27 protein-coding genes and 1 other RNA gene are annotated in these 25,196 nt (G+C 60.6%); 9 read left to right on the top strand and 19 right to left on the bottom strand.

Going from position 1 to position 25,196, the window contains the following annotated elements; translation table 11 throughout:
* Positions 1-34 precede the first annotated feature (34 nt).
* Together rnpB and rsmI are read right to left on the bottom strand one after the other, a co-directional pair.
* Positions 35-388: RNase P RNA component class A (rnpB, locus tag AC3RCP_RS26375), an RNA gene on the bottom strand.
* Between the two features lie 73 nt (positions 389-461).
* Complete coding sequence (rsmI, locus tag AC3RCP_RS26380; protein ID WP_492570865.1) at positions 462-1,316, bottom strand: 16S rRNA (cytidine(1402)-2'-O)-methyltransferase; 855 nt, start codon at positions 1,314-1,316, stop codon at positions 462-464.
* A 237-nt stretch (positions 1,317-1,553) separates the two neighbouring features.
* On the opposite strand from rsmI, the gene AC3RCP_RS26385 reads away from it, so the two are divergent.
* The 4 genes from AC3RCP_RS26385 (at position 1,554) to AC3RCP_RS26400 (ending at position 5,012) form a co-directional block, all read left to right on the top strand.
* Complete coding sequence (locus AC3RCP_RS26385) at positions 1,554-3,365, top strand: penicillin-binding protein activator (protein WP_277589570.1); 1,812 nt, start codon at positions 1,554-1,556, stop codon at positions 3,363-3,365.
* A complete protein-coding gene (locus AC3RCP_RS26390) occupies positions 3,365-3,736 on the top strand; it encodes a YraN family protein (protein ID WP_007928464.1) in 372 nt (123 codons plus the stop codon). Before AC3RCP_RS26385 ends, AC3RCP_RS26390 begins: the two co-directional genes overlap by 1 nt.
* 107 nt (positions 3,737-3,843) lie before the next feature.
* Positions 3,844-4,437: a phosphoheptose isomerase gene (locus AC3RCP_RS26395; protein ID WP_007928463.1), complete on the top strand. Its 594-nt coding sequence runs from the start codon at positions 3,844-3,846 to the stop codon at positions 4,435-4,437.
* Positions 4,434-5,012, top strand: a complete 579-nt coding sequence (locus tag AC3RCP_RS26400; RefSeq protein ID WP_007928462.1) for a BON domain-containing protein — start codon at positions 4,434-4,436, stop codon at positions 5,010-5,012. Before AC3RCP_RS26395 ends, AC3RCP_RS26400 begins: the two co-directional genes overlap by 4 nt.
* 55 nt (positions 5,013-5,067) lie before the next feature.
* Here the strand turns inward: AC3RCP_RS26400 and AC3RCP_RS26405 are convergent, their stop codons facing one another.
* The 7 genes from AC3RCP_RS26405 to rplM all read right to left on the bottom strand — a co-directional run bounded on the left by AC3RCP_RS26405 (position 5,068) and on the right by rplM (position 9,948).
* Positions 5,068-5,484: a ClpXP protease specificity-enhancing factor gene (locus AC3RCP_RS26405; protein WP_007928461.1), complete on the bottom strand. Its 417-nt coding sequence runs from the start codon at positions 5,482-5,484 to the stop codon at positions 5,068-5,070.
* A 16-nt stretch (positions 5,485-5,500) separates the two neighbouring features.
* Positions 5,501-6,118 (bottom strand): glutathione S-transferase N-terminal domain-containing protein, encoded by a 618-nt coding sequence (locus AC3RCP_RS26410; protein WP_007928460.1) that lies wholly within the window; start codon positions 6,116-6,118, stop codon positions 5,501-5,503.
* 151 nt (positions 6,119-6,269) lie between these two features.
* Positions 6,270-7,052 carry a cytochrome c1 gene (locus tag AC3RCP_RS26415; protein ID WP_007928459.1) on the bottom strand — a complete coding sequence of 261 codons (783 nt, stop codon included), beginning with the start codon at positions 7,050-7,052 and terminating at the stop codon, positions 6,270-6,272.
* Positions 7,052-8,263: a cytochrome b gene (locus AC3RCP_RS26420; protein WP_007928456.1), complete on the bottom strand. Its 1,212-nt coding sequence runs from the start codon at positions 8,261-8,263 to the stop codon at positions 7,052-7,054. Before AC3RCP_RS26420 ends, AC3RCP_RS26415 begins: the two co-directional genes overlap by 1 nt.
* Entirely contained in the window at positions 8,263-8,856 is a 594-nt protein-coding gene (gene petA / locus AC3RCP_RS26425) for a ubiquinol-cytochrome c reductase iron-sulfur subunit (protein ID WP_007928454.1), read from the bottom strand. Before petA ends, AC3RCP_RS26420 begins: the two co-directional genes overlap by 1 nt.
* A gap of 256 nt (positions 8,857-9,112) precedes the next feature.
* Positions 9,113-9,505 carry a 30S ribosomal protein S9 gene (rpsI, locus tag AC3RCP_RS26430; RefSeq protein WP_003228056.1) on the bottom strand — a complete coding sequence of 131 codons (393 nt, stop codon included), beginning with the start codon at positions 9,503-9,505 and terminating at the stop codon, positions 9,113-9,115.
* 14 nt (positions 9,506-9,519) lie between these two features.
* Positions 9,520-9,948, bottom strand: coding sequence for a 50S ribosomal protein L13 (gene rplM / locus AC3RCP_RS26435; RefSeq protein WP_007928449.1), 429 nt, complete (start codon positions 9,946-9,948; stop codon positions 9,520-9,522).
* A gap of 246 nt (positions 9,949-10,194) precedes the next feature.
* On the opposite strand from rplM, the gene AC3RCP_RS26440 reads away from it, so the two are divergent.
* Complete coding sequence (locus AC3RCP_RS26440; RefSeq protein ID WP_492570726.1) at positions 10,195-11,232, top strand: NADP(H)-dependent aldo-keto reductase; 1,038 nt, start codon at positions 10,195-10,197, stop codon at positions 11,230-11,232.
* Positions 11,233-11,295: 63 nt separating this feature from the next.
* Here AC3RCP_RS26440 and AC3RCP_RS26445 read toward each other — a convergent pair whose 3' ends face one another.
* On the bottom strand, positions 11,296-12,432 hold the full coding sequence (locus tag AC3RCP_RS26445; protein WP_007928433.1) for an acyl-CoA dehydrogenase family protein: 1,137 nt from the start codon (positions 12,430-12,432) through the stop codon (positions 11,296-11,298).
* Between the two features lie 244 nt (positions 12,433-12,676).
* Here AC3RCP_RS26445 and AC3RCP_RS26450 point away from each other — a divergent pair, with 244 nt between their 5' ends.
* Complete coding sequence (locus AC3RCP_RS26450) at positions 12,677-13,576, top strand: GlxA family transcriptional regulator (RefSeq protein ID WP_172963002.1); 900 nt, start codon at positions 12,677-12,679, stop codon at positions 13,574-13,576.
* A gap of 46 nt (positions 13,577-13,622) precedes the next feature.
* Here the strand turns inward: AC3RCP_RS26450 and zapE are convergent, their stop codons facing one another.
* The 3 genes from zapE to AC3RCP_RS26465 form a co-directional block, all read right to left on the bottom strand.
* On the bottom strand, positions 13,623-14,717 hold the full coding sequence (gene zapE, locus AC3RCP_RS26455) for a cell division protein ZapE (protein WP_007928431.1): 1,095 nt from the start codon (positions 14,715-14,717) through the stop codon (positions 13,623-13,625).
* A gap of 87 nt (positions 14,718-14,804) precedes the next feature.
* Positions 14,805-16,160, bottom strand: a complete 1,356-nt coding sequence (locus AC3RCP_RS26460; protein WP_492570725.1) for a tryptophan--tRNA ligase — start codon at positions 16,158-16,160, stop codon at positions 14,805-14,807.
* A 24-nt stretch (positions 16,161-16,184) separates the two neighbouring features.
* The gene (locus tag AC3RCP_RS26465) at positions 16,185-16,814 is read right to left on the bottom strand and encodes an alpha/beta hydrolase (RefSeq protein ID WP_037035259.1); all 630 of its coding nucleotides are present in this window, start codon (positions 16,812-16,814) and stop codon (positions 16,185-16,187) included.
* A 144-nt stretch (positions 16,815-16,958) separates the two neighbouring features.
* Here AC3RCP_RS26465 and AC3RCP_RS26470 point away from each other — a divergent pair, with 144 nt between their 5' ends.
* Positions 16,959-17,393, top strand: coding sequence for a Z-ring associated ZapG family protein (locus AC3RCP_RS26470; protein ID WP_007928428.1), 435 nt, complete (start codon positions 16,959-16,961; stop codon positions 17,391-17,393).
* Between the two features lie 166 nt (positions 17,394-17,559).
* On the opposite strand, the gene AC3RCP_RS26475 is transcribed toward AC3RCP_RS26470, so the two are convergent.
* From AC3RCP_RS26475 to AC3RCP_RS26495, 5 genes are all read right to left on the bottom strand, one after another.
* On the bottom strand, positions 17,560-18,291 hold the full coding sequence (locus AC3RCP_RS26475; protein ID WP_009045527.1) for a YiaD family glycine zipper/OmpA-like lipoprotein: 732 nt from the start codon (positions 18,289-18,291) through the stop codon (positions 17,560-17,562).
* A gap of 114 nt (positions 18,292-18,405) precedes the next feature.
* Positions 18,406-19,050 carry an MBL fold metallo-hydrolase gene (locus AC3RCP_RS26480; protein WP_007928426.1) on the bottom strand — a complete coding sequence of 215 codons (645 nt, stop codon included), beginning with the start codon at positions 19,048-19,050 and terminating at the stop codon, positions 18,406-18,408.
* Positions 19,051-19,167: 117 nt separating this feature from the next.
* Entirely contained in the window at positions 19,168-19,668 is a 501-nt protein-coding gene (locus AC3RCP_RS26485) for a methylated-DNA--[protein]-cysteine S-methyltransferase (RefSeq protein WP_009045529.1), read from the bottom strand.
* A 148-nt stretch (positions 19,669-19,816) separates the two neighbouring features.
* The gene (locus AC3RCP_RS26490) at positions 19,817-20,062 is read right to left on the bottom strand and encodes a hypothetical protein (RefSeq protein WP_172963001.1); all 246 of its coding nucleotides are present in this window, start codon (positions 20,060-20,062) and stop codon (positions 19,817-19,819) included.
* Positions 20,052-20,237, bottom strand: a complete 186-nt coding sequence (locus AC3RCP_RS26495; RefSeq protein WP_087092015.1) for a hypothetical protein — start codon at positions 20,235-20,237, stop codon at positions 20,052-20,054. The genes AC3RCP_RS26490 and AC3RCP_RS26495 overlap by 11 nt, the downstream gene beginning before the upstream one ends.
* Positions 20,238-20,371: 134 nt before the next feature.
* On the opposite strand from AC3RCP_RS26495, the gene AC3RCP_RS26500 reads away from it, so the two are divergent.
* Positions 20,372-21,055, top strand: coding sequence for a response regulator transcription factor (locus AC3RCP_RS26500; protein WP_101339057.1), 684 nt, complete (start codon positions 20,372-20,374; stop codon positions 21,053-21,055).
* Positions 21,040-22,380: a sensor histidine kinase gene (locus tag AC3RCP_RS26505; RefSeq protein ID WP_007928421.1), complete on the top strand. Its 1,341-nt coding sequence runs from the start codon at positions 21,040-21,042 to the stop codon at positions 22,378-22,380. The genes AC3RCP_RS26500 and AC3RCP_RS26505 overlap by 16 nt, the downstream gene beginning before the upstream one ends.
* An 8-nt stretch (positions 22,381-22,388) precedes the next feature.
* Here the strand turns inward: AC3RCP_RS26505 and AC3RCP_RS26510 are convergent, their stop codons facing one another.
* Positions 22,389-25,124, bottom strand: coding sequence for a winged helix-turn-helix domain-containing protein (locus AC3RCP_RS26510; protein ID WP_492570723.1), 2,736 nt, complete (start codon positions 25,122-25,124; stop codon positions 22,389-22,391).
* Positions 25,125-25,196 lie beyond the last annotated feature (72 nt).

A 25,196-nucleotide genomic window follows, 5' to 3' on the forward strand; every position in this document is an offset into this window, starting at 1 on the left:
GCTTCTGCTATTGATTCAAGCAGGGAGGGAAAAGGTGGAGAGTCGATCTGTAAGCCGGGTTCTGTCGAGGACAGTCATTCCTCTACGATGGCCATCACTGGACATCTTTAGCAACCTACCCGGTTCCAGCGCGGGCCACGCCTTGGAACCCTATTTGGTCTTGCTCCGAGTGGGGTTTACCTAGCCACGAACTGTTGCCAGACGTGCGGTGCGCTCTTACCGCACCTTTTCACCCTTACCGGCACCGAAGTGCTTAGGCGGTTATTTTCTGTGGCACTTTCCGTAGGCTCGCGCCTCCCAGGCATTACCTGGCACTCCGCCCTATGGAGCCCGGACTTTCCTCCCCCCTCTAATTTTCATAGAGGGCAGCGACTGTCCAATCGACTCTCCGCCGCGCAGGTTAACGGCAGAGCGGCGGAAGAACAAGGGATAAAAGCCTTTTGCCATTCCGCCGATCGCGTTTACTCGCCTTTCTGTTTATCCAGCGCCACTTGATAGAGCACATTCTTGCGCACGCCGGTAATTTCCGCCGCCAATGCCGCGGCCCGCTTGAGCGGCATCTCGTTGAGCAGCAGGTCGAGAACCCGCATCGCCTCACTGCTCACAGCCTCGTCGCTCTCCGGCGCTGACCACCCCGCTACCAGTACAACGCATTCGCCGCGCTGCTGATTGCCGTCTGCCTCGACGAAAGCCCGCAACTCCGAAAGCGGCAGCCCCTTGAGGGTTTCAAAGGTCTTGGTCAACTCCCGGGCCAGCAATGCCGGACGCTCGCCACCGAACACCGACTCCATATCCTGCAAGCACTCGAGAATACGGTGTGGCGCCTCATAGAAAATCAGCGTGCGCGGCTCCTCCTTTAATAGCTCAAGACGCCCGCGCCGTCCTACCGCCTTGGCCGGCAGAAAGCCCTCGAAGATAAAACGATCGGAAGGCAGCCCCGCCGCCGACAAGGCCGCAATCAGAGCGCAAGCCCCAGGAACAGGAACGACATTGATACCCGCCGCACGCGCCTGACGCACCAGGTGGTAACCCGGATCGGAGATCAACGGCGTGCCCGCGTCGGAAATCAGCGCAACGCTGTCTCCCGCCAACAGACGCGTGAGAAAACGGCTGCCTTCATCCCGTTCGTTATGTTCATGGCAGGCGGCCAGCGGTGTGGAAATCCCGAAGTGCTGCATCAAACGTTGCGAGTGGCGCGTGTCTTCGGCGGCAATCAGCGCCACCTCACGCAAGATCTTCAAGGCCCGGGCACTGATGTCGTCCAGGTTGCCGATGGGCGTCGCCACCACATAAAGCGAGCCAGCAGCGGAATTCAAAGGACCTGGAGCAGTCAAAGCGCACACCTCTTGATCGGTAAAAGCGCCATTGTAGCGCGTAGAAGCCTTCGGAATGCGCGCCACAGGCACCTCACGCCTGCGACAGCGCCTGCCGTTCTAAAGCACTGCAACATTTGCTCGACCTAAAATAGACGGTTTATTGCCAGTAACATCGCGCCCCGGCCAGTGCTTGGGTACAATTCCACGCTAATTTGATCGAGTATCAGGAACACTTACATGATCGCTTGCCTGCGGCTGTTCTCTGCCTTATGCCTTGCCGCCCTCCTGGCGGCTTGCGCCAGCTCGCCCTCCTCCAGCCTTGGCGAACTTCCACGGACCCCGGATGCCAGCATCGAGCAACTGCTCGAACAGGCCGCCAACAGCAAAACGCCCGACAAGGCAGCCCTGCTGCGCTTGAGCGCTGCCGACCTGGCCTATCGCCAGGGCAACGCCGGCCAGGCCGCGCAAATCCTGCAACAAGTGCCGATGGAGCAACTCAAGCCCGGCCAGCAGGTTTTCGCCAGCACCCTGGCCGCCGAACTGGCCATGACTCGCAACCAGCCAAAGGCCGCCCTGACCGCCCTGAGCCACCCGAGCCTGCAACGCCTGAGCGAACTGCCGGAAGAGCAGCAGATCCGCACCGGCACTGTCCACGCTCGCGCACTAGAGGCTGACGGCCAGGCCCTCGCCGCGGCACGGGAGCGCATTTTCATTGCGCCACTGCTCAAGGACGACGCCGCGAGCAAGAACCACGAAGCCATCTGGGCGTTGATTGCCAGCCTGCCGACCGATCAACTGCAAGCCGTCGGCAACGATGACCTGGGCGGCTGGATGAGCCTGGCGCTGGCAGTGAAGACCGCCGGCACCCTGGAACAACAGCAGGCCGCCATCGACAACTGGCGCGCACAGAACCCCAAGCATCCGGCGGCCATTCAGCTGCCGCTGCCGCTGACCAAACTCAAGGAGCTGGCCAGCCAGCCGCTGTCCAAGATCGCCCTGCTGTTGCCGCAGGACGGCCCGCTGGCCGCGGTCTCCAAGGCCCTGCGCGACGGCTTCATGGCCGCGCACTATCAGGCTCAGCAAGCCGGTCAGAAACCACCCAGCATCGAGTTCTACGACAGCTCGCGCCTGACTTCGCTGGATGACTTCTATCGCAAGGCCCAGGCAGATGGCGTGCAACTGGTCGTCGGCCCGCTGGAAAAACCGCTGGTCAAACAGCTCGCCGCGCGCCCGCAACTGCCTATCACCACCCTGGCGCTGAACTACAGCGAAGGCGAACAAGGCCCCGCGCAACTGTTCCAGTTCGGCCTGGCCGCCGAAGATGAGGCTCGCGAAGTCTCCCGCCGCGCCCGCGCCGACGGCCTGCACCGCGCTGCGGTCCTGGTGCCACGCGGCGAATGGGGTGATCGTGTGCTCAAGGCTTTCCGTCAGGACTGGGAAAGCAACGGCGGTAGCGTGGTCGGTATCGAACGCGTCGATCAGCCAGTAGCCCTGGCCCAGCAGATTGCCGACCTGTTCCAACTGCGCCAGAGCGAAGCCCGCGCCAAGAGCCTGCAGAACGCCGCCGGTACTCAAGTGGCCGCACAACCTTCGCGCCGCCAGGACATCGAGTTCATTTTCCTGGCATCCACTCCGCAACAGGCACAACAGATCAAGCCGACCCTGAACTTCCAGTACGCCGGCGATGTACCTGTCTACGCCACCTCTCATGTCTTCAGCGCCAGCGGCGACCAGAACCAGTACAACGACATGAACGGCATACGCTTCTGCGAGACGCCTTGGCTGCTGGATGCCAATGACCCGCTGCGCCGACAGGTCGCCGCGCAATGGCCACAAGCCGGTGGCAGCCTGGGTCGACTGTATGCGATGGGCGCCGACGCCTACCGCCTGGCACCACGCCTGGGGCAACTCAAGGCCCTGCCGGACAGCCGCATCGAAGGCCTGTCGGGCAGCCTGACCATGAGCCCGAGCCAGCGTGTTCAACGCCAGCTGCCATGGGCCGAGTTCGTCAGCGGCCAGATCACTCGCCTGCCTGACACCCAGCGCTAATGCCACAACGATCACGCCAGCAAAGCGGTCAGGATGCCGAAGCCCAAGCGCTCCGGCATCTTGAACAACAAGGGCTGCGCCTGCTGGCGCAGAACTGGTTGTGCAAACGCGGCGAGCTTGATCTGGTCATGCTTGACGGCGATACAGTAGTATTCGTCGAAGTCCGCTACAGACAACACACGCAATGGGGTGGCGCACTAGGCAGCATCGACGCACGCAAGCGTCAGAAACTGATACTCGCCGCACAGTTTTTCCTGCAGCGCGAGTCGCGCTGGTCCAACCACCCTTGCCGTTTCGATGTGGTCGCCATAGACAGCGCCCCAGGTACGACCACTCATTTGAACTGGCTACGGAATGCCTTTGAAAGCTGATCGACGCTCTCGGGCCGAGCCGGACATTTTCACTCAACATTTTTGCTCTTTGCTATGCGGGCAGCACATTCATGTGCCAGAAAGCCGCGCCACTTAAGGTCACACAGATGGACATGCAATCCCGAATTCGCCAGCTTTTTCAGGCCAGTATCGACACCAAGCAGCAGGCGATGGACGTACTTGCACCGCACATCGAGCAAGCCAGCCAGGTCATGGTCAACGCCCTGCTAAACGAAGGAAAAATGCTCTCCTGCGGCAATGGTGGCTCGGCCGGCGATGCCCAGCACTTCTCCTCCGAACTGCTCAACCGTTTCGAGCGCGAGCGCCCGAGCCTGCCAGCCATTGCGCTGACCACCGACAGCTCGACGATTACCTCGATCGCCAACGACTACAGCTACAACGAAGTCTTTTCCAAGCAGATTCGCGCCCTGGGCCAGCCTGGCGATGTCCTGCTGGCGATCTCCACCAGCGGCAACTCGGCGAATATTATTCAAGCGATCCAGGCCGCACATGATCGCGAAATGATTGTCGTAGCATTGACCGGTCGCGATGGCGGCGGCATGGCGTCCCTGCTATTGCCGGAAGATGTCGAGATTCGCGTACCGGCCAATGTCACTGCACGTATCCAGGAAGTCCACCTGCTGGCGATCCACTGCCTCTGCGACTTGATCGACAGCCAACTGTTCGGGAGTGAAGAATGACCCCTAATCGCCTTGGCCTACTGGCCCTGACCCTAGCCTTGAGCATCAGCGGTTGCAGCTCGGTGATTACTGCCACCCGCGAAAGCCCGATCGAAGATGACCGCGGCACCCGCACCTTCGGCAGCAAGATCGATGACTCACTGATCCAGACCAAAGTCGAAGTGAACGTCGCCAAGGCCAGTCCGGACCTGGACCACAATTCGCACATCGTGGTGACCAGCTTCAACGGCATCGTTCTGCTGGCTGGCCAGACCCCGCGCGCCGACCTCAAGACACTCGCCGAGCAGGCCGCCAGCGCCGTGCAACGGGTGAAGAAAGTCCACAACGAACTGCAGGTTCTGCCGCCCTCTTCCCTGCTGGCCCGGCAGAACGATGCCTGGCTGACCACCAAGATCAAGACCCAGATGCTGACCGATGCCAGCATTCCAGGTTCGCGCATCAAGGTCGTGACGGAAAACGGCATCGTCTACCTGCTGGGCCTGCTGACCCAACAGGAAGCCACCCAGGCGACCAATCTGGTACAGGGCGTTTCCGGCGTACAGAAAATCGTCAAACTGTTCGAATACATCGACTGATACAGGCGAAAGGTACGGGCACAAAAAAGGCGATCCGGATGGATCGCCTTTTTTATTACTTCACGACCTTCAGACTCGGTCGACCGCTTGGACGCGGCGGCTCGTTATCCGGTGGTGGAATATCATCATCCGGCTCGATTTCATCGTCCTCGTCATCCACGGGCGACTCCAGATCGAACACCATACCTTGACCATTCTCCCGAGCGTAAATGCCCAGGATCGCCGGCACAGGGACGTACAAGCTATGCGGGACGCCACCGAAGCGCCCCTCGAAAGTCACCACCTCGTTATCCATGTGCAAATGACGCACGGCACTCGGCGAAATATTCAGGACGATCTGTCCGTCACTGGCGAAGCCCTGAGGCACCTGCACCGCCGGGTATTCGGAATTGACCAGCATATGCGGGGTGCAATCGTTGTCCACAATCCACTCGTAGAGCGCGCGGACCAGATAAGGTCGACTGGAGTTCATAGCGGCTCCTTAAGCCTTAGCGCATGTCGCGTTCGACGCCAGACAGACTTGCCTGGAACGTCTCACGGGCGAACTGGCGCTCCATGTAATCAAGCAACGGCTTGGCTTGCCGTGGCAATTCAATACCCAGAATCGGTAATCTCCAGAGTATTGGTAATAGGCAGCAATCCACTAGACTTTGTTCCTCACTGAGGAAAAACGGCTTCTCCGCGAACAGCGGCGAAACGCCGGTCAGGCTCTCGCGCAGCTCTTTGCGAGCCTGAGCCCGAGCGGCTTCCTTGGTCCGGGAATCCAGGATCAGATCCACCAGCCCACACCAGTCACGCTGGATCCGATGAATCAGCAGACGGCTGTTGGCACGCGCCACTGGGTAAACCGGCAGTAGTGGCGGGTGCGGGTAACGCTCATCCAGATATTCCATCACCACGGTCGACTCCCACAACGCCAGGTCACGATCGACCAGGGTGGGCAGACTGCCGTAAGGGTTCACTTCGATCAGCTTCGGCGGCTGACGCCCCGCCTCCACACTGATGATCTCGGCGCTGACACCCTTCTCTGCGAGCACGATACGTACCCGGTGGGAATAGTGGTCGGCGGGGTCGGAGTAACAGGCCAACCGATTGGTCACGCCCATGGCGGTCCTCCTCGCTTGTTGAAATTATCGGAAGCAGAAAAACGAGCGCGCCCAGAGGGCGCCTCCCGTAACGCCTGGATGATCCAGACTCGTTACACCTTCAGAGACGCCCTTGGGCGCGCACGATTAACAGCAATGAATTACAGCTTTATCAATGAACGTCTTTCCAGTATTCGCGCTTGAGCAGATAGGCGAACACGAAGAAGAAGGCCAGATACAGTAACACATAGGTGCCGATACGTTGATGCTCCAGCTTGACCGGGTTGGCCGAGTAGGCCAGGAAGGTCACCAGGTTCTTGACCTTCTCGTCGAACTGCTCTTCGTTGAGCGTGCCGGTTTTTGGCAGCACGGTCAGCTGGTCGCAGGCTTCATGGGTCAAAGCGGTACCGGTCAGCGGATCGTATTGCTTCTTGCCGTCTTCGACGATCTGCACCTGTTTGCAGCCAACAACCTGGCGACCCTGCAGGCCGACCAGGACGTTAGGCATACCCACGTTCGGGAAGACCTTGTTGTTCACGCCCCATGGACGCGCAGGGTCTTCGTAGAAGGAGCGCAGGTAGCCATAGAGCCAGTCGGTACCACGCACACGAGCCACCAGGGTCAGGTCGGGCGGAGCCGCACCGAACCAGGTCTTGGCGTCAGCCGGCTGCATGCCGATGCTCATGTGATCGCCGATTTTCGCACCGGTGAACACCAGCTTGCTCATCATCAGATCGTGAGGAATCCCCAGATCGTCGGCAACGCGCTCATAGCGTTGGAACTTGGCGCTGTGGCAGCCCATGCAGTAGTTGGCGAATGTCCGTGCGCCATCCTGCATGGCGGCCTTGTCGGAGACGTCGATGTCGACTTTTTCCAGCTCGGGACCACCGTGTTCGGCCGCGAAGGACAGTACAGGCATAGCAGCAAGAATCAGTACAGCAAATAGCTTTTTCATCAGCCAGTCACCCTTTCCGGAACCGGTTTGGTCTTCTCGAGCCTGGTGTAGAACGGCATCAGAATGAAGTAGGCGAAGTACAGGAAGGTACATACCTGCGACAGCAGCGTGCGACCCGGCGTCGGTGCCAGAACGCCGAGGATCCCCAGGATCACGAACGAGATGCAGAACACCACCAGCCAGATCTTGCTCAGCCAACCCTTATAGCGCATGGATTTGACCGGGCTGCGATCAAGCCATGGCAGCACGAACAACACGGCGATCGCCGCGCCCATCGCAATCACACCCAGCAGCTTGTCCGGAACCGCGCGCAGAATCGCGTAGAACGGGGTGAAGTACCAAACCGGGGCAATATGCTCAGGCGTCTTGAACGGGTTGGCCTGTTCGAAGTTCGGCTTCTCGAGGAAATAACCACCCATTTCCGGGAAGAAGAACACGATCGAGCAGAAGATGAACAGGAACACCACCACGCCGACGATGTCTTTCACGGTGTAGTACGGGTGGAAAGCGATGCCATCCAGCGGTACGCCGTTTTCGTCTTTGTGCTTCTTGATGTCCACGCCATCCGGGTTGTTCGAACCCACTTCGTGCAGCGCCAGGATGTGCAGCACTACCAGACCGAGAATCACGATTGGCAGGGCCACTACGTGCAAGGCGAAGAAGCGGTTCAGGGTAATACCGGAAATCAGGTAGTCACCACGAATCCACTGGGTCAGGTCGTTACCGATGACCGGGATCGCGCCAAACAGCGAGATGATCACCTGGGCGCCCCAATAGGACATTTGCCCCCAAGGCAGCAGGTAGCCCATGAAGGCTTCGGCCATCAGCGCCAGGTAGATCAGCATGCCGAACAGCCACACCAGTTCACGCGGCTTCTGGTAAGAACCGTAGAGCAGGCCACGGAACATGTGCAGATAGACCACGATGAAGAACGCCGAGGCGCCAGTGGAGTGCAACAGACGCAGGATCGAGCCGTACTCGACGTCGCGCATGATGTATTCGACGGAAGCGAAAGCCTCTTCCGCCGACGGGGTGTAGCTCATGGTCAGCCAGACACCGGTGACGATCTGGTTAACCAGAACCAGCAGAGCCAGGGAACCAAAGAAGTAGAAGAAGTTGAAGTTCTTCGGGGCGTAATACTTGCTGAGATGGTCTTCCCACATTTTGGTCGCGGGGAAGCGCGCATCAACCCAATCCATGAACTTGCTCATCACGCTTTCTCCGTATCGACGCCGATGACAATAAGGTCGTCCGACTCATAGGAATGCGGGGGTACTGGCAGGTTCAAAGGCGCAGGTTGCGACTTGTAGACGCGGCCAGCCAGATCGTAGTGGGAACCGTGGCAAGGGCAGAAATAGCCACCTACCCAATCCTTGCCCAGATCCGCAGGCGCCACTTCAGGGCGGAAAGTCGGCGAGCAACCCAGGTGGGTGCAGATACCGATCAGCAGCAGAATCTCTGGCTTGATCGAACGCACTTCCGGGTCGACGTAGGTTGGTTGGACAGAGTTCTTGGAGTCGGGGTCGGAAAGTTGACCCTCGATCTTTTTGAGATTCCCCAGGATTTCCTGTGTGCGGCGGACGATGAATACCGGCTGACCACGCCACTCAGCAATCATCTGCTGACCTGGGTCGATCTTGCTGATATTCACTTTCACCGGTGCCCCTGCGGCTTTCGCCTTGGCACTGGGAAACCATGACCCCACGAACGGGACCGCAGCCCCCACCGCTCCTGCAGCACCCACCACGGATGTGGCTGCTACAAGGAAGCGACGCCGGCCTGCATTCACGCCGTCATTGCTCATTCAGTCCTCTCCCATCAGCTTTGTGGCCTGTTAAATCAGGCATCTACTAAGTAAAAATCTGAACTTATAAAAATTTTGCCGAATGGTAATGAAAAGCCCCTACTCTGACAAGGTAATTACCAACTTGGCCCTGCCCCAAGCCCTGTAGTATAGGGGCTCTGCAGATGTGGCAAGTTGTCACAGCGCAAAATAATCACCCATAAAAAAACGCCCAGCTCCGCGAGGAGACTGGGCGTTTTTTGAACGCGAAAGCGAATTAACGCTTCGAGTACTGCGGACGCTTACGCGCTTTACGCAGACCAACTTTCTTACGTTCAACTTCACGTGCGTCACGGGTTACGAAACCGGCTTTACGCAGAGCGCTGCGCAGAGTTTCGTCGTAATCCATCAGAGCGCGAGTGATGCCGTGGCGGATTGCGCCAGCTTGGCCACTCACACCACCGCCGATAACGGTGACGTAGATGTCGAACTTCTCGACGGTCTCGGTCAGTTCCAGCGGCTGACGAACTACCATGCGGGCAGTTTCGCGGCCGAAGAAGTTATCCAGGGAGCGGTTGTTGATGGAGATGTTGCCAGTGCCCGGACGCAGGAAAACGCGTGCGGTTGCAGTCTTGCGACGGCCAGTGCCGTAATTTTGAGTCGCCGACATAATGAACTATTCCGTTAAATCTTCAGTTCTTGGGGCTGCTGAGCAGTATGAGGGTGTGCAGCGCCCGCATAGACTTTCAGCTTACGGTACATGTCGCGACCCAGCGGGTTCTTAGGCAGCATGCCTTTTACCGCGGTCTCGATCACGCGCTCAGGGGCCTTGGCGATCAGCTTTTCAAAGTTGATCGACTTGATGCCGCCCGGGAAACCGGAGTGGGAGTAGTACATTTTGTCAGTGGTTTTAGCGCCAGTAACACGTACTTGCTCAGCGTTGATCACGACGATGTAGTCACCGGTGTCGACGTGAGGGGTGTACTCAGGCTTGTGCTTGCCACGCAGACGGCTCGCGATTTCGGTGGCCAGACGACCCAGGGTCTGACCAGCAGCGTCGACGACAAACCAGTCGCGCTTAACTGTTTCCGGTTTAGCAGTAAAAGTTTTCATTCTTTATAGCCTCAGGGGCCGCCCTGTAAATTAGACGGCGGATCTTACTGAATAGTGCGTACTTTGACAAGTCAAAGGCAGCCGGATACAGACGCTATCGGGGGCTCGGGTCAGCGCGTCCGTTATACGGCAAGATTCTTCGGCAGGCGGCGCATCACTTCCACTGCAGAAAGAGCTGCGGAATTATGCAGATTGCGAAAAAAAATTCAACCTGCTTTTATGATTGTTTTGCCGAAGGAGCACCCGATGGACTATCGCCAGCTAGGCCGGACCGACCTGAACGTGAGTGCAATCTGCCTGGGAACCATGACCTGGGGCGAGCAAAACAACGAGTCCGAGGCCTTCGCCCAGATCGAACGGGCCAAGGCTGCCGGGATCAATTTCATCGACACCGCGGAGATGTACCCGGTGCCGCCAAAGGCCGAAACCTATGCCACCACCGAGCGCTACATCGGCAACTGGTTCAAGGCTCGCGGCGATCGCGCCGACTGGATCCTGGCGAGCAAGATCGCCGGCCCCGGCAACACCATCGACTACATCCGCGACAACCAGCTCAAACACAACCGCAAGCACATAGTCCAAGCCGTGGATGCCAGCCTCAAGCGCCTGCAGACCGACTGGATCGACCTCTACCAGTTGCACTGGCCAGAGCGCAGCACCAACTTCTTCGGCCAACTGGGCTACAAGCACAAGGAAGAAGACTTCACCCCTCTGGAGGAAACCCTCGAAGCCCTGGATGAGCAAGTCAAGGCCGGCAAGATCCGCCACATTGGCCTGTCCAACGAAACGCCCTGGGGCACCATGAAGTTCCTGGCCCTCGCCGAGAGCCGCGGCTGGCCACGGGCGGTATCGATCCAGAACCCCTACAACCTGCTCAACCGCAGCTTTGAAGTGGGCCTGGCGGAAATCGCCATTCGCGAACAATGTGGATTGCTGGCCTATTCGCCACTGGCGTTCGGCTTCCTCTCCGGCAAATACGAAGGCGGCGCGCGCCCGGCCAAAGGCCGCCTGAGCCTGTACAGCCGCTTCAGCCGCTACTTCAACCCGCAATCGGAAGCGGCCTGCAGCCGCTATGTCGCCCTGGCCCGCGAGCACGGCCTGGATCCGGCGCAAATGGCCCTGGCATTCGTCACCCAGCAACCGTTCGTCACCAGCAACATTATTGGGGCGACCACCCTCGAACAACTGGACAGCAATATCGCCAGTCTCGAGCTGAAGCTGTCGAATGAGGTGCTGGCCGGCATCGAGGCGATCCACAAGGACCACCCGAATCCGGCGCCGTAACCTGCCCTCCCGAATAGAAGCGAACTGGCCCGCCAAGCTCGCCTCTACGCGGGAGAAAACGCGCTACAGGGAACGCGCAATGATTTCCTTCATGATCTCGTTGGTCCCGGCATAGATCCGCTGCACCCGCGCATCCGCCCAGGCCCGGGCCACCGGGTACTCCCACATGAAGCCGTAACCGCCGTGCAACTGCACGCATTCGTCGAGCACCTTGCATTGCAGGTCCGTGCCCCAGTACTTGGCCATGGCGGCGGTCGGTACATCGAGCTTGCCTTGCAGATGCAATTCCAGGCAGCGGTCGACGAAGACCCGGCCGATCTGGATCTCGGTGGCCATTTCCGCCAGTTTGAAGCGGGTGTTCTGGAAGTCGGCGATCGATTTGCCGAAAGCCTTGCGCTCGCGGGTGTACTCCAGGGTCCACTGCAATGCCGCCTCGGCTGACGCCAGACCGCCTACCGCCACCGTCAAACGCTCCTGCGGCAGCTCCTGCATCAGATAGGCAAAGCCCATTCCGGCCTGCCCCAGCAGGTTTTCCTTGGGTACGCGGACGTCCTGGAAGAACAGCTCGGAAGTGTCCTGGGCCTTCATGCCGACCTTTTCCAGGCGTTTGCCCTTGGAAAAACCGGGCGTATCCGCCTCCACCAGGAACAGGCTGGTGCCCTTGGCGCCGGCCTTCGGATCGGTCTTGGCCACGACAATCACCAGATCGGCCAGATAGCCGTTAGTGATAAAGGTCTTGGAACCGTTGATCACATAGTCGTCACCGTCCAGCACCGCAGTGGTCTTGACCCCCTGCAGGTCGGAGCCGGCGCCCGGCTCGGTCATGGCGATGGCCGTGACCATCTCGCCGGACACCAGTTTCGGCAGGTACTTGTGCTTAAGCTCCTCGCTGCCGTAATGCAGGATGTAAGGCGCGACGATATCGGAATGCAGGGAGAAGCCGATACCAGTCAGACCAAGGCGCCCTACCTCCTCGATCACTACCGCGCTATAGAGAAAGTCAGCCCCCAGTCCGCCGTACTCCTCGGGGAGATGGGAGCAGAGCATTCCCGCCTCACCGGCCTTGTTCCACAAGGCGCGGTCGATGTAGCCCTGTTTTTCCCATTGCCCATGGAACGGCACGGCCTCCTTTTCCAGGAAGGTACGTACGCTGTCACGAAAGAGTTCGTGCTCGGAGCTGAACAAGGTTCTGGGGATCATGGGGCCACCTGTCGTTATTGTTAGCCGGGATTGGCCCACAGAGCCTAAGCCCACGCGTACGACACAGGACACTGGACACATCCGACAAAAAATAAGACGATCCAGCCGTCTGGTGACCACTTTCCCCTATAAGAACAATTTAATTATGTCTAACCAAACCTCCACGCCCTTGCGGCGCGTCAGCATCCTGGCCATCGACCGGGTTTTCGCCTCCACCCTCATGCAAGCCAAGGATTTCTTCCATCTGGCCAGCCTGCGCTACGGCAAGCAGCTGGGTCAGGGCCTGACCCCGGCCTTCGAAACCCGCCTGGTCAGCCCCGATGGCAAACCGGTATGCAGCTTCAGCAACGTGATCATGCCGGTGGACGGCGGCCTGGAAGATACCGACGTGATCATCCTCCCGGCGTTCTGGGACGATTTCGAAACCCTCTGCCAACGTTATCCACAGATCCTGCCCTGGCTGCGCCAGCAACACGCCCGCGGCGCCGTGCTCTGCGGCGAGGCCACCGGGGTGTTCTGGCTGGCCGAAGCCGGGTTGCTCGACGGCAAGGAAGCCACCACTTACTGGCGTTTCTTCAATGCCTTCAGCGAACGCTTCCCCAAGGTCCAGCTCAATCAGGACAAGCACCTGACCGACGCCGACAACCTGTATTGCGCCGGCGGCACCACTTCGGCCTGCGACCTGTACATCTACCTGATCGAGCGTTTCTGCGGCGCCAACGTGGCCCAGGCCGTGGCCCGCGACATTCTCTATGAAGTGCAGCGCAGCTATTCCCCGGGGCGTATCGGCTTTGGCGGCCAGAAGCTGCACCAGGACGTGATCATCCTGCAGATCCAGCACTGGCTCGAAGAGCATTTCGCCGACAAGTTCCGCTTCGAGGACGTGGCCCGCGAACATGGCATGAGCATTCGCAATTTCATGCGCCGCTTCCAGACCGCCACCGGCGACAAACCCCTGCATTACCTGCAGCGCCTGCGCATCGAAACCGCCAAGGGCCTGCTCTCGGGGACGCGCAAGAGCATCAAGACCATCAGCTACGAGGTCGGCTATGACGATGCGAGCTTCTTCGCCCGCCTGTTCCGCCAGCACACCGAGCTGTCACCGAACCAGTACCGGCAGCAGTTTCACCAACAAGCCGCGTAAATGAAAAAGGGCCTGCAATGCAGGCCCTTCTTTTATCCGGAAACCGTTAAGGCTTGTGCGCCCGCGAGAGGAACTCGTGGGACTGCATTTCCAGCAGACGGCTGAGGGTGCGCTGGAACTCGAAGGTCAGGCGGCCGCCGGTGTACAGATCCTTGAGCTCGACTTCAGCGGAAATGATCAGCTTGACGTTACGGTCGTAGAACTCGTCGACCATGTTGATGAAGCGACGGGCGATATCGTCGGTGGCGACGCTCATCTGCTCGACACCGCTGACCAGCACGGCGTGGAAGATCTTGCCCAGCTCGATGTAGTCATTCTGGCTGCGTGGGCCATCGCACAGTTCGCGGAAGTCGAACCAGGCCACGTCATCGCAGGTACGCAGGGCGCGGATTTCGCGGTTCTCGACGATCAGCACATCGTTTTCCACCGCCTGGGTGCATTCCGGCGTCAGCGCGCGGAAGCTCTTGCGCAGGCTTTCGTGGGCCGCTTCGTCCAGCGGGAAGTGGAACAACTCGGCCTGCTCCAGGTGACGCAGACGGTAGTCGACGCCACTGTCGACGTTGACGATTTCGGTGTGCTGCTTGATCAGGGCGATGGCCGGCAGGAAACGCGCACGTTGCAGGCCATCCTTGTACAGACCGTCCGGCACGATGTTCGAGGTAGCCACCAGAGTCACGCCGTTCTTGAACAGCTCTTCCATCAGCGTGCCGAGGATCATCGCGTCAGTGATGTCGGAAACAAAGAATTCGTCGAAGCAGATCACCCGGGCTTCGTCGGCGAAGCGCTTGGCGATGATGGTCAGCGGGTTCTTCTCGCCGCCCAGGGTCTTCATCTCCTCGTGCACACGCTTCATGAAGCGGTGGAAGTGAGTACGGACCTTCTGCTTGAACGGCAGGGCTTCAAAGAAGGTATCGACCAGATACGTCTTGCCACGCCCTACCCCGCCCCAGAAGTACAAGCCCTTGACCGGCACTTGGTCTTTCTTGCCAAACAGCTTGCCCAGCAGGCCCGGCTTGTTGTTCGACGCGGCGATCAGATCGTCGTACAGGCGCTGCAAATGACGCACGGCGGTTTCCTGCGCGGCGTCGTGGAAGAACTCCGGGCGTTTCAGATCAGCTTGGTATCGTTCTAGGGGCGTCATAATTCGTTAGCAAGGCAACAAAAACGGGCCGTCACTGTAGCGACGGCCCTTGAGAATGGCAATCAGCCCTTGGTCGGGAGATTGCGGTTAGTCCTGCACAGGCGCCAGGGCGACGCGCAGCGCATCGATCGCCGCATCGCGGGCCGCCGTGTCGGCAAAGGCCGGGCTATCGGCCACGCACTCGCCTTCCAGCCACACGCTGAAACCCAGCGCTTCACTGCGCAGATCCAGAGCCTGGCCGGATTGCAGTTGCTTGGTCACCGCACCTGCGGTCTTGCCGTCGGCGAAGTTGCGCGACAGCAACAGTTGCTCGCCATCGGCGGCCAGCAGGCGGAAACGGAAGCTGCCGTCGTCTTCGCGGAAGCTGACGAAGCGCGCGGCCTTGGCCGCTTTCTTCTTGGTGGTCGCCGCCACTTGTACCTGATTGACGAACGAACGCAGGCCCACGGCCTCGCGCAGCTCGTTGAGGAATGGCGTGGCCACGGCGCGGGCTTTCTTGGCGCCGGCCTGGAGGATGTCTTCCAGGTCCGAAGGACGCTCGATCAACTGGTGATAACGCTCACGCGCCTCGCCCAACTGGTTGTCCAGCAGCAGGAACAGACGATTCTTCGCCTCGCCCCAACCCAGGCCCTGCAGCAGCTCGCTGCGGAATTCGTCGGCCTGGGCCGGCGTCGCGAAAGCCTGGAACAGGGTGAACAGGTGCGCGTTGTCCGGGTCCTTGGCTTCGCCTGGAGCACGGGAGTCGGTGACGATGCGCGAGATCGCGTCCTTCATGTCCTTGGCGCTGCTGAACAACGGGATGGTGTTGTCGTAGCTCTTGGACATCTTGCGGCCATCGAGGCCCGGCAAGGTGGCGACGCTTTCCTCGATCAGCGCCTCGGGCATGGTGAAGAACTCTTTGCCCTGGCCGAACAGATGGTTGAAGCGCTGGCCGATATCACGGGCCATTTCCACGTGCTGGATCTGGTCGCGACCGACCGGTACCTTGTGGGCGTTGAACATCAGGATGTCCGCGGCCATCAGCACCGGGTAGCTGTACAGGCCCATGGTGATGCCGGCGTCCGGGTCTTCGCCGGTCTCGACGTTTTTATCCACCGAAGCCTTGTAGGCGTGAGCACGGTTGAGCAGGCCCTTGGCCGCCACGCAGGTCAGCAACCAGGTCAGCTCCGGGATTTCCGGGATGTCCGACTGGCGATAGAAAGTCACGCGCTCCACATCCAGGCCACCGGCCAGCCAGGTCGCGGCGATTTCCAGGCGCGAGCGCTGGATACGCAGCGGGTCATCGCACTTGATCAGCGCGTGATAGTCGGCCAGGAAGTAGAACGAATCGGCATTGCTGTCGCGGCTGGCGAGAATCGCCGGGCGGATGGCGCCGGCGTAGTTGCCCAGGTGCGGCGTGCCGGTGGTGGTGATGCCGGTGAGGATGCGCGTACGAGTAGTCATGGGTAATCGCTTATCAGACTGCAATCAATTCGAGAGTCGTGGCAGCACCAGATCCTTGAGATCGGTGAGCTTGCCATGAAAAAAGTGTCCGCATTCTGCCACTTTCAGCAGCTCATGGGGGCGCTCAAGCGCGTCGGACCAGTCGTAGACCAGCTGCGGGTCGACCACTTCGTCGGTTTCCGGCTGGATCAGGGTCAGCGGGCAGTTCTGCGGCAGCAGGTCGCTATCGCGCAAACGCATCACGGCGGCGGCAACCATGAACAGGTGCTTGAGCGGCTCGCCGCGGGCTTCCAGGCGTCCGCCGAGGCTGGCGGCGACGAAGCCGCCGAAGGAGAAGCCGAGCAGGGTCATCGGCAAGTCCGGGTGCCTGGCTCGCAGCCATTCGGCCGCCGCCTGCGCGTCATCGACTTCACCACTGCCCATGTCGTGGCTGCCTTCGCTGGCGCCGACGCCACGGTAGTTGAAACGCAAGGTGATCAGGCCGGCGTCACGCGCGGTACGTTGCAGGGTCGAGACCACCTTGTTGAGCATGGTGCCGCCCTGCACCGGGTTCGGATGGCAGATCAGCGCCACGCCACGGGCGTCGGCGACATCCAGATACAGGGCTTCCAGTTGGCCGACCGGGCCGGCAATCACTACGGGGGTTTCACGCATAAGCAAGGAAGGAACTCCGTGACCTCGAATCGGGTCGACTCGTCTAGCAAATTGTCTGTGCCAATCTATTGCGAGTGAATCGCGGTATACAGCGCAGGTTCGAGCCGTTAACGTAAAGCAAAGCCGTTTATAGAGGAAGGACTCGTGGAACACTCGCTCCTAGTTTGGTTGTTGCCGACTCTTGCCCTGATCGCGGGTGTCGCCATTGGATTTCTGGTCGCTCGCCTGCTGCCGAATGCCGCGCCTAACCGCACGCAACGTCAGCTGGATGATATTCAGGAACGTTTTGACAGCTATCAGAACGAAGTGGTCACCCACTTCAACAGCACCGCCACCCTGGTGAAAAAACTCACTCAAAGCTATCAGGAAGTGCAGGACCACCTCGCCGAGGGCGCCAACCGCCTGGCCCTGGACGAGTTGACCCGCCAACGCCTGCTGGCCGCGCTGCACTCCGACTCGGTGCAGGCTCCACGGGAACGCCTGACGCCACCGCGCGACCAGGAACCGCCACGGGACTACGCGCCAAAGACGCCTAACGCGCCCGGCATGCTCGACGAGCATTATGGTCTGAAGAAGTAATCAGGCTCCGCGTCCAGTAAAAAGCCCCCGGACCATTCGGTTGTCCGGGGGCTTTTTTGTATCTGGTGATTTGATAGCGGCTGGCAAGCCTGCGAAGAGGCTGGCAAAGGCCACACACAAAAATGCCCGATCACAGGATCGGGCATTTCTTCATTCAAACGATCAGTTACGGATACTGCTGAACCGTACCCGGTTGTTGCTGCTGACCACCATACTGCTGGCCAGGAATCGCCTTGAGGTTCACTTCCACTCGACGGTTCTGCGCACGGCCATTGACGTCGCCGTTGCTGGCGATCGGGTTATCCGGGCCAGCGCCACGGGCCGACAGGTTGGCACCGCTGACACCTTGCGAGGTCAGGTAGGTCGCCACGCTCTGGGCCCGGCGCTGGGACAGGTCCATGTTGTGCTGGCGGCTGCCGGTGCTGTCGGTGTAGCCGACGATTTCGATCTGGTTCTGGTTGAACTCCTTGAGGGAGTTGGCCAGGTTGTTCAGCGGTTGATAGAAGCTTGGGGCGATGTTCGCCGAGTCGGTGGCGAAGGTGATGTTGCCCGGCATGATCAGTTTGATCTGATCGCCCTGGCGCTGCACTTCGACCCCGGTATTGGCCATGCTGGCACGCAGTTTCTTTTCCTGCTGGTCGGCGTAGTAGCCATAGCCAGCGGCGGAAGCACCGACTACCGCGGCGCCGATCAGCGCGCCCTTGCCACGGTTGTTGTGGTCGATGGCGGCACCGGCCAGCGCACCGGCCAAGGCACCCAGGCCACCGTATTTTGCAGTTTTGCTCATGCCCGTGGAGCCGTCGGCCTGCCCCTGATTGTCATAGGGGTTAGGCGAAGCACAGCCGGACAACAAGGCCACAGCGGTAGCAACAACGATCAAACGACGCGAGGTGAACATGGAGAAGCTCCTACTTTTTTCATTCTGTGATGCAGCGGACGTTGGCAACAGACCTTTGCAGGCGTTTGAACACGGCCAATGACAAAAATTCCGTGAAACTTTTGACAGCAAAGGTCAGGCCCTGACAAAGGGATTTTCACGCATTTCATCGCCCAGGCGGGTGTCCGGACCATGCCCGGCCACCACAGTCGCGTCTTCGTCGAGGGTGTACAGACGCTGCTTGATCGAACGCACGATGGTGGCCTGGTCGCCCCCCCACAGATCCGTGCGCCCTACCCCGCGCTTGAACAACGTGTCGCCGGCAATCAGCAGCTTAGCCTCTGCGAACCAGAAGCTCATGGAACCTGGGGTATGTCCCGGCGTATGCAGGGCCACGCCGCAACCGCAGGCCAGTTCTTCGTCGTCCGCCAGCCAGCGATCCGGTGCCGGTACCGGCGTGTAAGGTACGCCGAACATGCTGCACTGCATCTCCAGGTTGTCCCAGAGGAACTGATCCTCCTTGTGCAGGTGCAGGGTTGCGCCGGTTTTTTCCTTCATCTGTCCGGATGCCAGGAAGTGATCCAGGTGGGCATGGGTATGAATGATGCTCACCACCTTCAGCCCCAGCGCGTCGAGCCGCGCCATGATCAGGTCGGGATTGCCGCCCGGGTCGACGACTATGGCCTTTTTTGTAACAGGATCGCCAATGATCGTGCAGTTGCACTGCAAGGGACCGACGGGGAAGGTTTCGCGAATAAGAGTGGGCTTGGCGGCTTCCATGGGATGTTCCTGAAGAAATCGATGGGCCATTCTCGCACAGCTTGCAGCCGCAGCTTTGCCGCGCAATGCAGACAACGACAACTGCCGCCCACGCCCCGGGACGGCAATCATTCACAGTCAGAACGCCAACTGCAGGGTTTCCTCGCCTTCCAGCGCCAGCAGAAACTGCTTGGCCTGCAGGCCGCCGGCAAAACCGGTGAGGCTGCCCGAGGCGCCGATCACCCGGTGGCAAGGCGCGATGATCGAGATCGGGTTCCGGCCATTGGCCGCACCGACTGCGCGCACGGCCTTGGGACTGCCCACCTGCGCGGCAATCTGGCTGTAGCTGCGGGTTTCACCGAAAGGAATGGTCAGCAGCGCCTGCCAGACCTTGCGCTGGAACTCGGTGCCGACAAAGTCCAGTTCCAGTTCGAAGCGATCGCGGCTGCCGGCAAAGTACTCCTTGAGCTGGCGTTCGGTTTCCAGCAAGACCGGATGATCGTCGGCAGGCTGCAACGGGCCGAGACGCACCCTGTTTTCGCGTTCGTTCTCCCAGAGAATCGCGGCGAGCTTCGTGCCTCTGGCAACCAGGGTCAGTTGACCGACGGGCGAGTTGATCAATTTGAATACGCAGGACATGGTAAGCCTCCTTTATCTTCCAGGGAGATCAGGCCCGGACCTGGCCTTCATCTCGGTACGCCTGCACTGTAGATCGACATTCAAGCGCAAGAACTACGTTTCTTGCGCTTGAACTCAGTGCCGGATTTTCCTGGGGCCGCTACATCGGCTACTCATCCTCTTCGATCAGATAGCAATTGTCACTGCTGCTGCGCCGGCCGTGGGGATCGACGATAAAAGCCCCGCGCCCGTTGCCGCACTCCAGCAGATGCACCGGCGACAGCTCACGCTGTTGATCGATACGCGCATTGAGCCGGACGATATAGGTACCCAGCGCAAGCGCCACGCAAAGAATCAGCAACAGGCACAACACCAACTGGTCGGTGTAACCCGCGCAGGTCTTTTCAGAAGGCATAGGCAATAGAGCCCGATCCTGCTGCCAGCCCGCCCCCATTCCCGGTCAAGAACCCTGACAGCGGCCCACCCCCGCCCAGGCGCGCCACAGACGTGCCGGGCGACAAGGCACAGGCCATCAGGCCGATGACAATCAAGACCAGCAGAATGCCTTTGACGACAGGAGACAGGTTCATGGTGGCGCTCTCTTGGTGTAAAAGCCGCCACCCTAGAGTCCGACAGGTTAACGCCAGGTAAACATCGGTAAAAAACGCGCCGGCTCCGTTATCCTCTGGGCCACTGAGCGACACAGGTCCAAGGGGACGTTCCCGTGCATATCCACCTGCTGCTGGTCGAGGACAACCTCGACCTGGCCAACACCGTCATCGAATACCTGGAGATCACCGGGATCGTCTGCGATCACGCCAGTAATGGCCAGACCGGCCTGAACCTGGCGCTGAGCCAACACTATGATGTGATCCTGCTGGACATCATGCTGCCGCGCCTGGACGGCCAACAGCTGTGCAAACAGCTGCGCGAACAGGGCAAACAGACACCGATCCTGATGCTCACCTCGCTGGATGCCCTGCCGGACAAGCTCGCCAGCTTTGCCATGGGCGCCGACGATTACCTGGTCAAGCCCTTCGAACTGGCCGAACTGGTAGCCAGGATCCGCGCCCTGAGCCTGCGGCGCAGCGGCCAGGCCAGCCGCCTGCAAGTGGCCGACCTGACCATGGACCTGTCCACCCGCAAGGTCAGTCGCGCCGGACAGGAACTGCACCTGTCGCCCACCTGCTGGACCCTGCTGGAATGCCTGATGCGTGCCAGTCCCGAGCCGGTGGGGCGCGAACGTCTCGAGGCGACGGTCTGGGGCGACGAGCCGCCGGACAGCAACACCCTCAAGGTGCACATGCACCGCTTGCGCAAGGCGGTGGACAAGGATTTCAGCCAAACGCTGATCCACACTATTTCTGGCGTCGGTGTGCAGTTGAGGACCCCATGCGTAAAGGCCTGAGTCTGAAATGGGTGATCAGCGGCAGTTTCCTGCTGTTGATCGCCGTGGTGCTGCTGATCTACAGCCAGCTGCTATCGAGCTATAGCATCCGAGGCCTGCTCTATACCGCCAGCGCCATGATGGAAGAAGAAGCCCTGTATTTCGTCAGGCACTACAAGAAAGACCCAAGCCTTGCCCCGCCGCAGAACTATTTCTTCAGCAGCGTTATCGGCAAGGAAGCGCTGCCGCCGAAAATTCGCCAGTTACTGGATACGCCGCCAACCCTGTCCTTCGGCGCCGTGCAGGTGTTCGGTGAACTGGACGCCGATGGACAGGATGAAGTCAAAGCGATCCTGGCCCAGCCCCTGGGTGACGGCAAAATCCTCTACATGTTCGATGTCGACCACGACCATGAAGAAGGTGGCGAGGTCGAGACCCCGTTGTCGGATGCCTATCTCGATCACGAACTGAACAGCATTAATGTCATCAGTCTGGCGGTATTCATCCCGGCACTGATCATCATCGCCCTGCTGGTCTGGTGGCTGGTACGCCCTCTCGGCCGGCTGGCCCAGTGGTCCACCACCCTGAAAGATCCGGAGGAGGTGTCCAGCCAACGCCCGAATTTCCGTTTCAAGGAGTTCAATGTCCTGGCCGACTCCCTGGCCCAGAGCGTGCAACAGGTGCAGGCCGCCAGCCAGCGCGAAGGGCGCCTGCTGCGCTACACCAGCCATGAGTTACGCACGCCGCTGGCGGTGCTCAAGGCCAATCTGGAACTGCTGACCCTGCAGGCCGGGGGCTCCCTGCCCCCGCCTCTGCAGCGTATCGAACGCTCGGTGCTGAACATGCAGCGCATTGCCGAGACGCTATTGTGGATGAGCCGCGAGCGCGTTGAACCCTTGCCGGAAGAAGCCATCGACATGGCCGAGTTGTTCAACGAATTGATCCAGGAGCATCGCTACCTGATCGGCAAGCGGGATATCGAACTGATCCTCGACATCAGCAACGAGCCTTGTCGCCTGCCTCTGACCGCCTGCCGAATCGTGGTTGGTAACTTTCTGCGCAATGCCCTGCAATATGCTGAAGAAGGCAGCATCGAAATCACCTTCGAACAGCTGCAACTGCGCATCGTCAACCGTATCCGTGATACCAGCCAGTCAGAAGAATCCAGCGACTTCGGCTACGGCCTGGGCCTGGAGCTGATGCGTCAGTTGTGCGCCAGGCTGGGCTGGCACATCCAGGTCCTCACCGAACAACAGCGCTTCACCGTGACCCTGGACTTCAACACCGCAGAGCCCCCTGCTTCGCCCCAGGAGCGAGCCGAGGACGATACCTGCAAGATCAGCTGAGCGCTCAATCAGCCCAGTAATCCCAACTCCTGAGCCCGGGCCACGGCCTGGGTGCGACGCTCCACCCCCAGCTTGCTGTTGATATGACTGGCATGGGTCTTCACGGTGTGCAGCGAGATAAACAACTGATCGCTGATTTCCTGGTTGGAACAGCCCTGGGCGATCAGTTGCAGCACCGCCAGCTCGCGGGAGCTGAGGGCTTCACCGTGATGCTGCTCCAGGGAATCACGTGCCACGGCGGCCGGCAGGCGTTCGAGCAAGGTCTGGCGCAATGACGTCGCCGCCCCCTGCTGAAGTTGCTCGCGAACCCAGGCCGGATGCGCCCGCACCGCCCATTCGAACGGTTGCAATGCCCCGCCCACGGCAGCCTCCAGCGCCTGGGCAAAGGCCTGTCGGGCCTCGGGGTCGCGCCCCTGGGCCAGCAACAGCGCGACCTTCTGATTCAGCGCCATCACATTGAGCATCTGCCGCCCGGTCTGCCGGCCATGCTCCAGCAGTTTGTCCAGGCGCTGCTCGGCCAGGGCCGGCTCGCCCTGGATGCTGTCGAGCAAGGCTTGCTGCAATTCGATATGCAGCGGCAGCTGTGGATGAAATTCCGGCGCCGCTGCGGCCTGGTCGCCGGTGTAGGTCTGCCCCAGGCGAGCCAGCCAGGCCTGCGCCAGGTCCGTGCGGCCCTGGGCCAGCCAGAGTTCGCATTTGACCAGGGTGATCATCGCCAGGTAGTAGATCGGCGGTACGTCCCAGATGTGCATCAGGCGTTCGGCCTCGGCCAGTTCGGCAAAGGCCTTGGCAAATTCACCGTTGTGACCTTCCAGGTTGGCGATCACGCAATGGCCGATCAGCACGCTGATATCGCGACAGGCCCGTGCCTCGACCAGCCCCGCCCGCAGGCGCGCCAGTCCGGTCTCGGGCTGGCAGCGCAACGCCATCAGGTAACCTTCGTACAGCGTCAGCCGCGCCCGTATCGCGTACAGGCGTTGCGCCGACAGGCCATACAAGCGCTGCAAGCCCTGGCGGACCTCATCCAGCGCCCGCAGGATCTCGCCGCGGGCTTGCAGCACCCGGGCCCGGTCGTAATGGGCCAGGGCCTCGAACAAGGGGTTGCCGACCCGCTGCGCCAGTTCCAGGGACTCGCGGTTGAGCCCCCGGGCACGCCACAGGTCGCCATCGGCGATCGCCAGGTTGGACAGGGTCGACAGGCACACCAACCGCTGCCCGTAACGCTTCTGGGGCAAGGTTTCCAGGGCTTCGGTGCAATACAGCAGGGTCAGCTCGCGATTCCCCCGTCCGCGGGCGACGATCCCGCTCAAGGCCAGCCATTGCGCCAGCATGGATTTCTGCGCGGTGGCCGAGGGGGCCGGCAGGAAGCGGCTCAAATGGCTGGCCAGCTCCTCGGCGGCGTCCAGCTGGCACGCCAGCCCCAGCGCCCAGCTGTACAGCACGATCAGCCGCGGGGTGCTGATCAGCAGGCTGTCGGGCAAGTCCATTTTCCAGCGCAGCAGCATGCCGACGTTCTGCTCGGCCAGCAGTTGTTCCTCGGACAGGTTCTGTACCAGGTTCGCCGCCACGTCCAGGTGCCCGGCGCGCAACGCCTGCTCCACCGCTTCATCCAGCAGCCCCTGGGCGTTGAACCAGCGACAGGCCCGCAGGTGCAGGCTGGCCGGCGGCAATATCGCGTTGGCGGTGGGCCGGGTGCGCAGCAGGTCGGAGAACAGGTGGTGATAACGGTACCAGTGCCCCTGCTCGTCCAGCGGCACCAGGAATACCTGGTGGGCCAACAGGTAACGCAGGATCTCGGCACTGTCGTGGGACTCGCGCAATGCATCGCACAGGTCGATGCAGAAACGTTCCTGGGGCGCCGTGTCGTAGAGGAACGACTGCACTTCGGCAGGCAGGCAATCGATGACCTCTTCCAGCAGATAATCGCGAATCAGGCCTTCACCGCCATTCAGCGACTGCGGCAAGGTTGCGCCACTGCCCGCCTCCGAGGCCGCCAACAGCCAGAAGCGCAGCCCCGCCACCCAGCCTTCGCTGCGCAGGATCAGGCTTTCCAGCGCCTCGCCGCGCAGCGAACTGCTGTGCCGGTCGAGCAGGGTCAGGGATTCGTCGTAGGTCAGACGCAAGTCCTGCTCATGCAGTTCCAGCAACTGCCGCGACAGGCGCAGACGCGCCAGGTGCCAGTCCGGGCGCTGGCGGCTGGTTACCAGCACCAGCAAGCCGTCGGGCAAATGATTGAGAAAGAACTGCAAGCAGCGATCGAGCACCGGCCCCTGGGCCAGGTGGTAATCGTCCAGTACCAGCAACAAGGGAGAAGCACTGGAAAGATGGGCCGCCAACTCATCGAGCAGCCCGTCCAGCCATTCTTCGAAGGCGAAGGGCTGGTGGCGCTGGCGCATCTTCAGCAGCCCGAGGGATTGGTTGCCCAGTTGGGCGAAATATTGTTGCAGCCCCTCAAGCAGGCGCTCGAGAAAACGTCCCGGATCGCTGTCCCGGCGACTGAGCCCCAGCCACAGGCTGCGCCAGTGCGGCGGCAGGCTTTGGCAGAACTCCACCGCCAGCGAACTCTTGCCAAAACCGGCCGGTGCGCTGACCAACAGCAGCCGGCCATTGAGGCCCGCGCTCAAGCGCTCGCACAGACGCGGCCGCAGTACGTAGCCGTCGGGCAAGGGAGGTCGGTAGAAGCGCCCTTCCGGCGCGGGAATGGCCGCACCGGCAGGCCCCTGGATACGGGACAGATCAGTCATGGCCAACTCTTATTGAAGTGCTGTTGTCGGCAATACAGATGTCGGCAGACTAGCGGTAAAAAGCCCCCTGTT

It is taken from the genome of Pseudomonas sp. GW822-FHT05A08, from assembly GCF_058800485.1.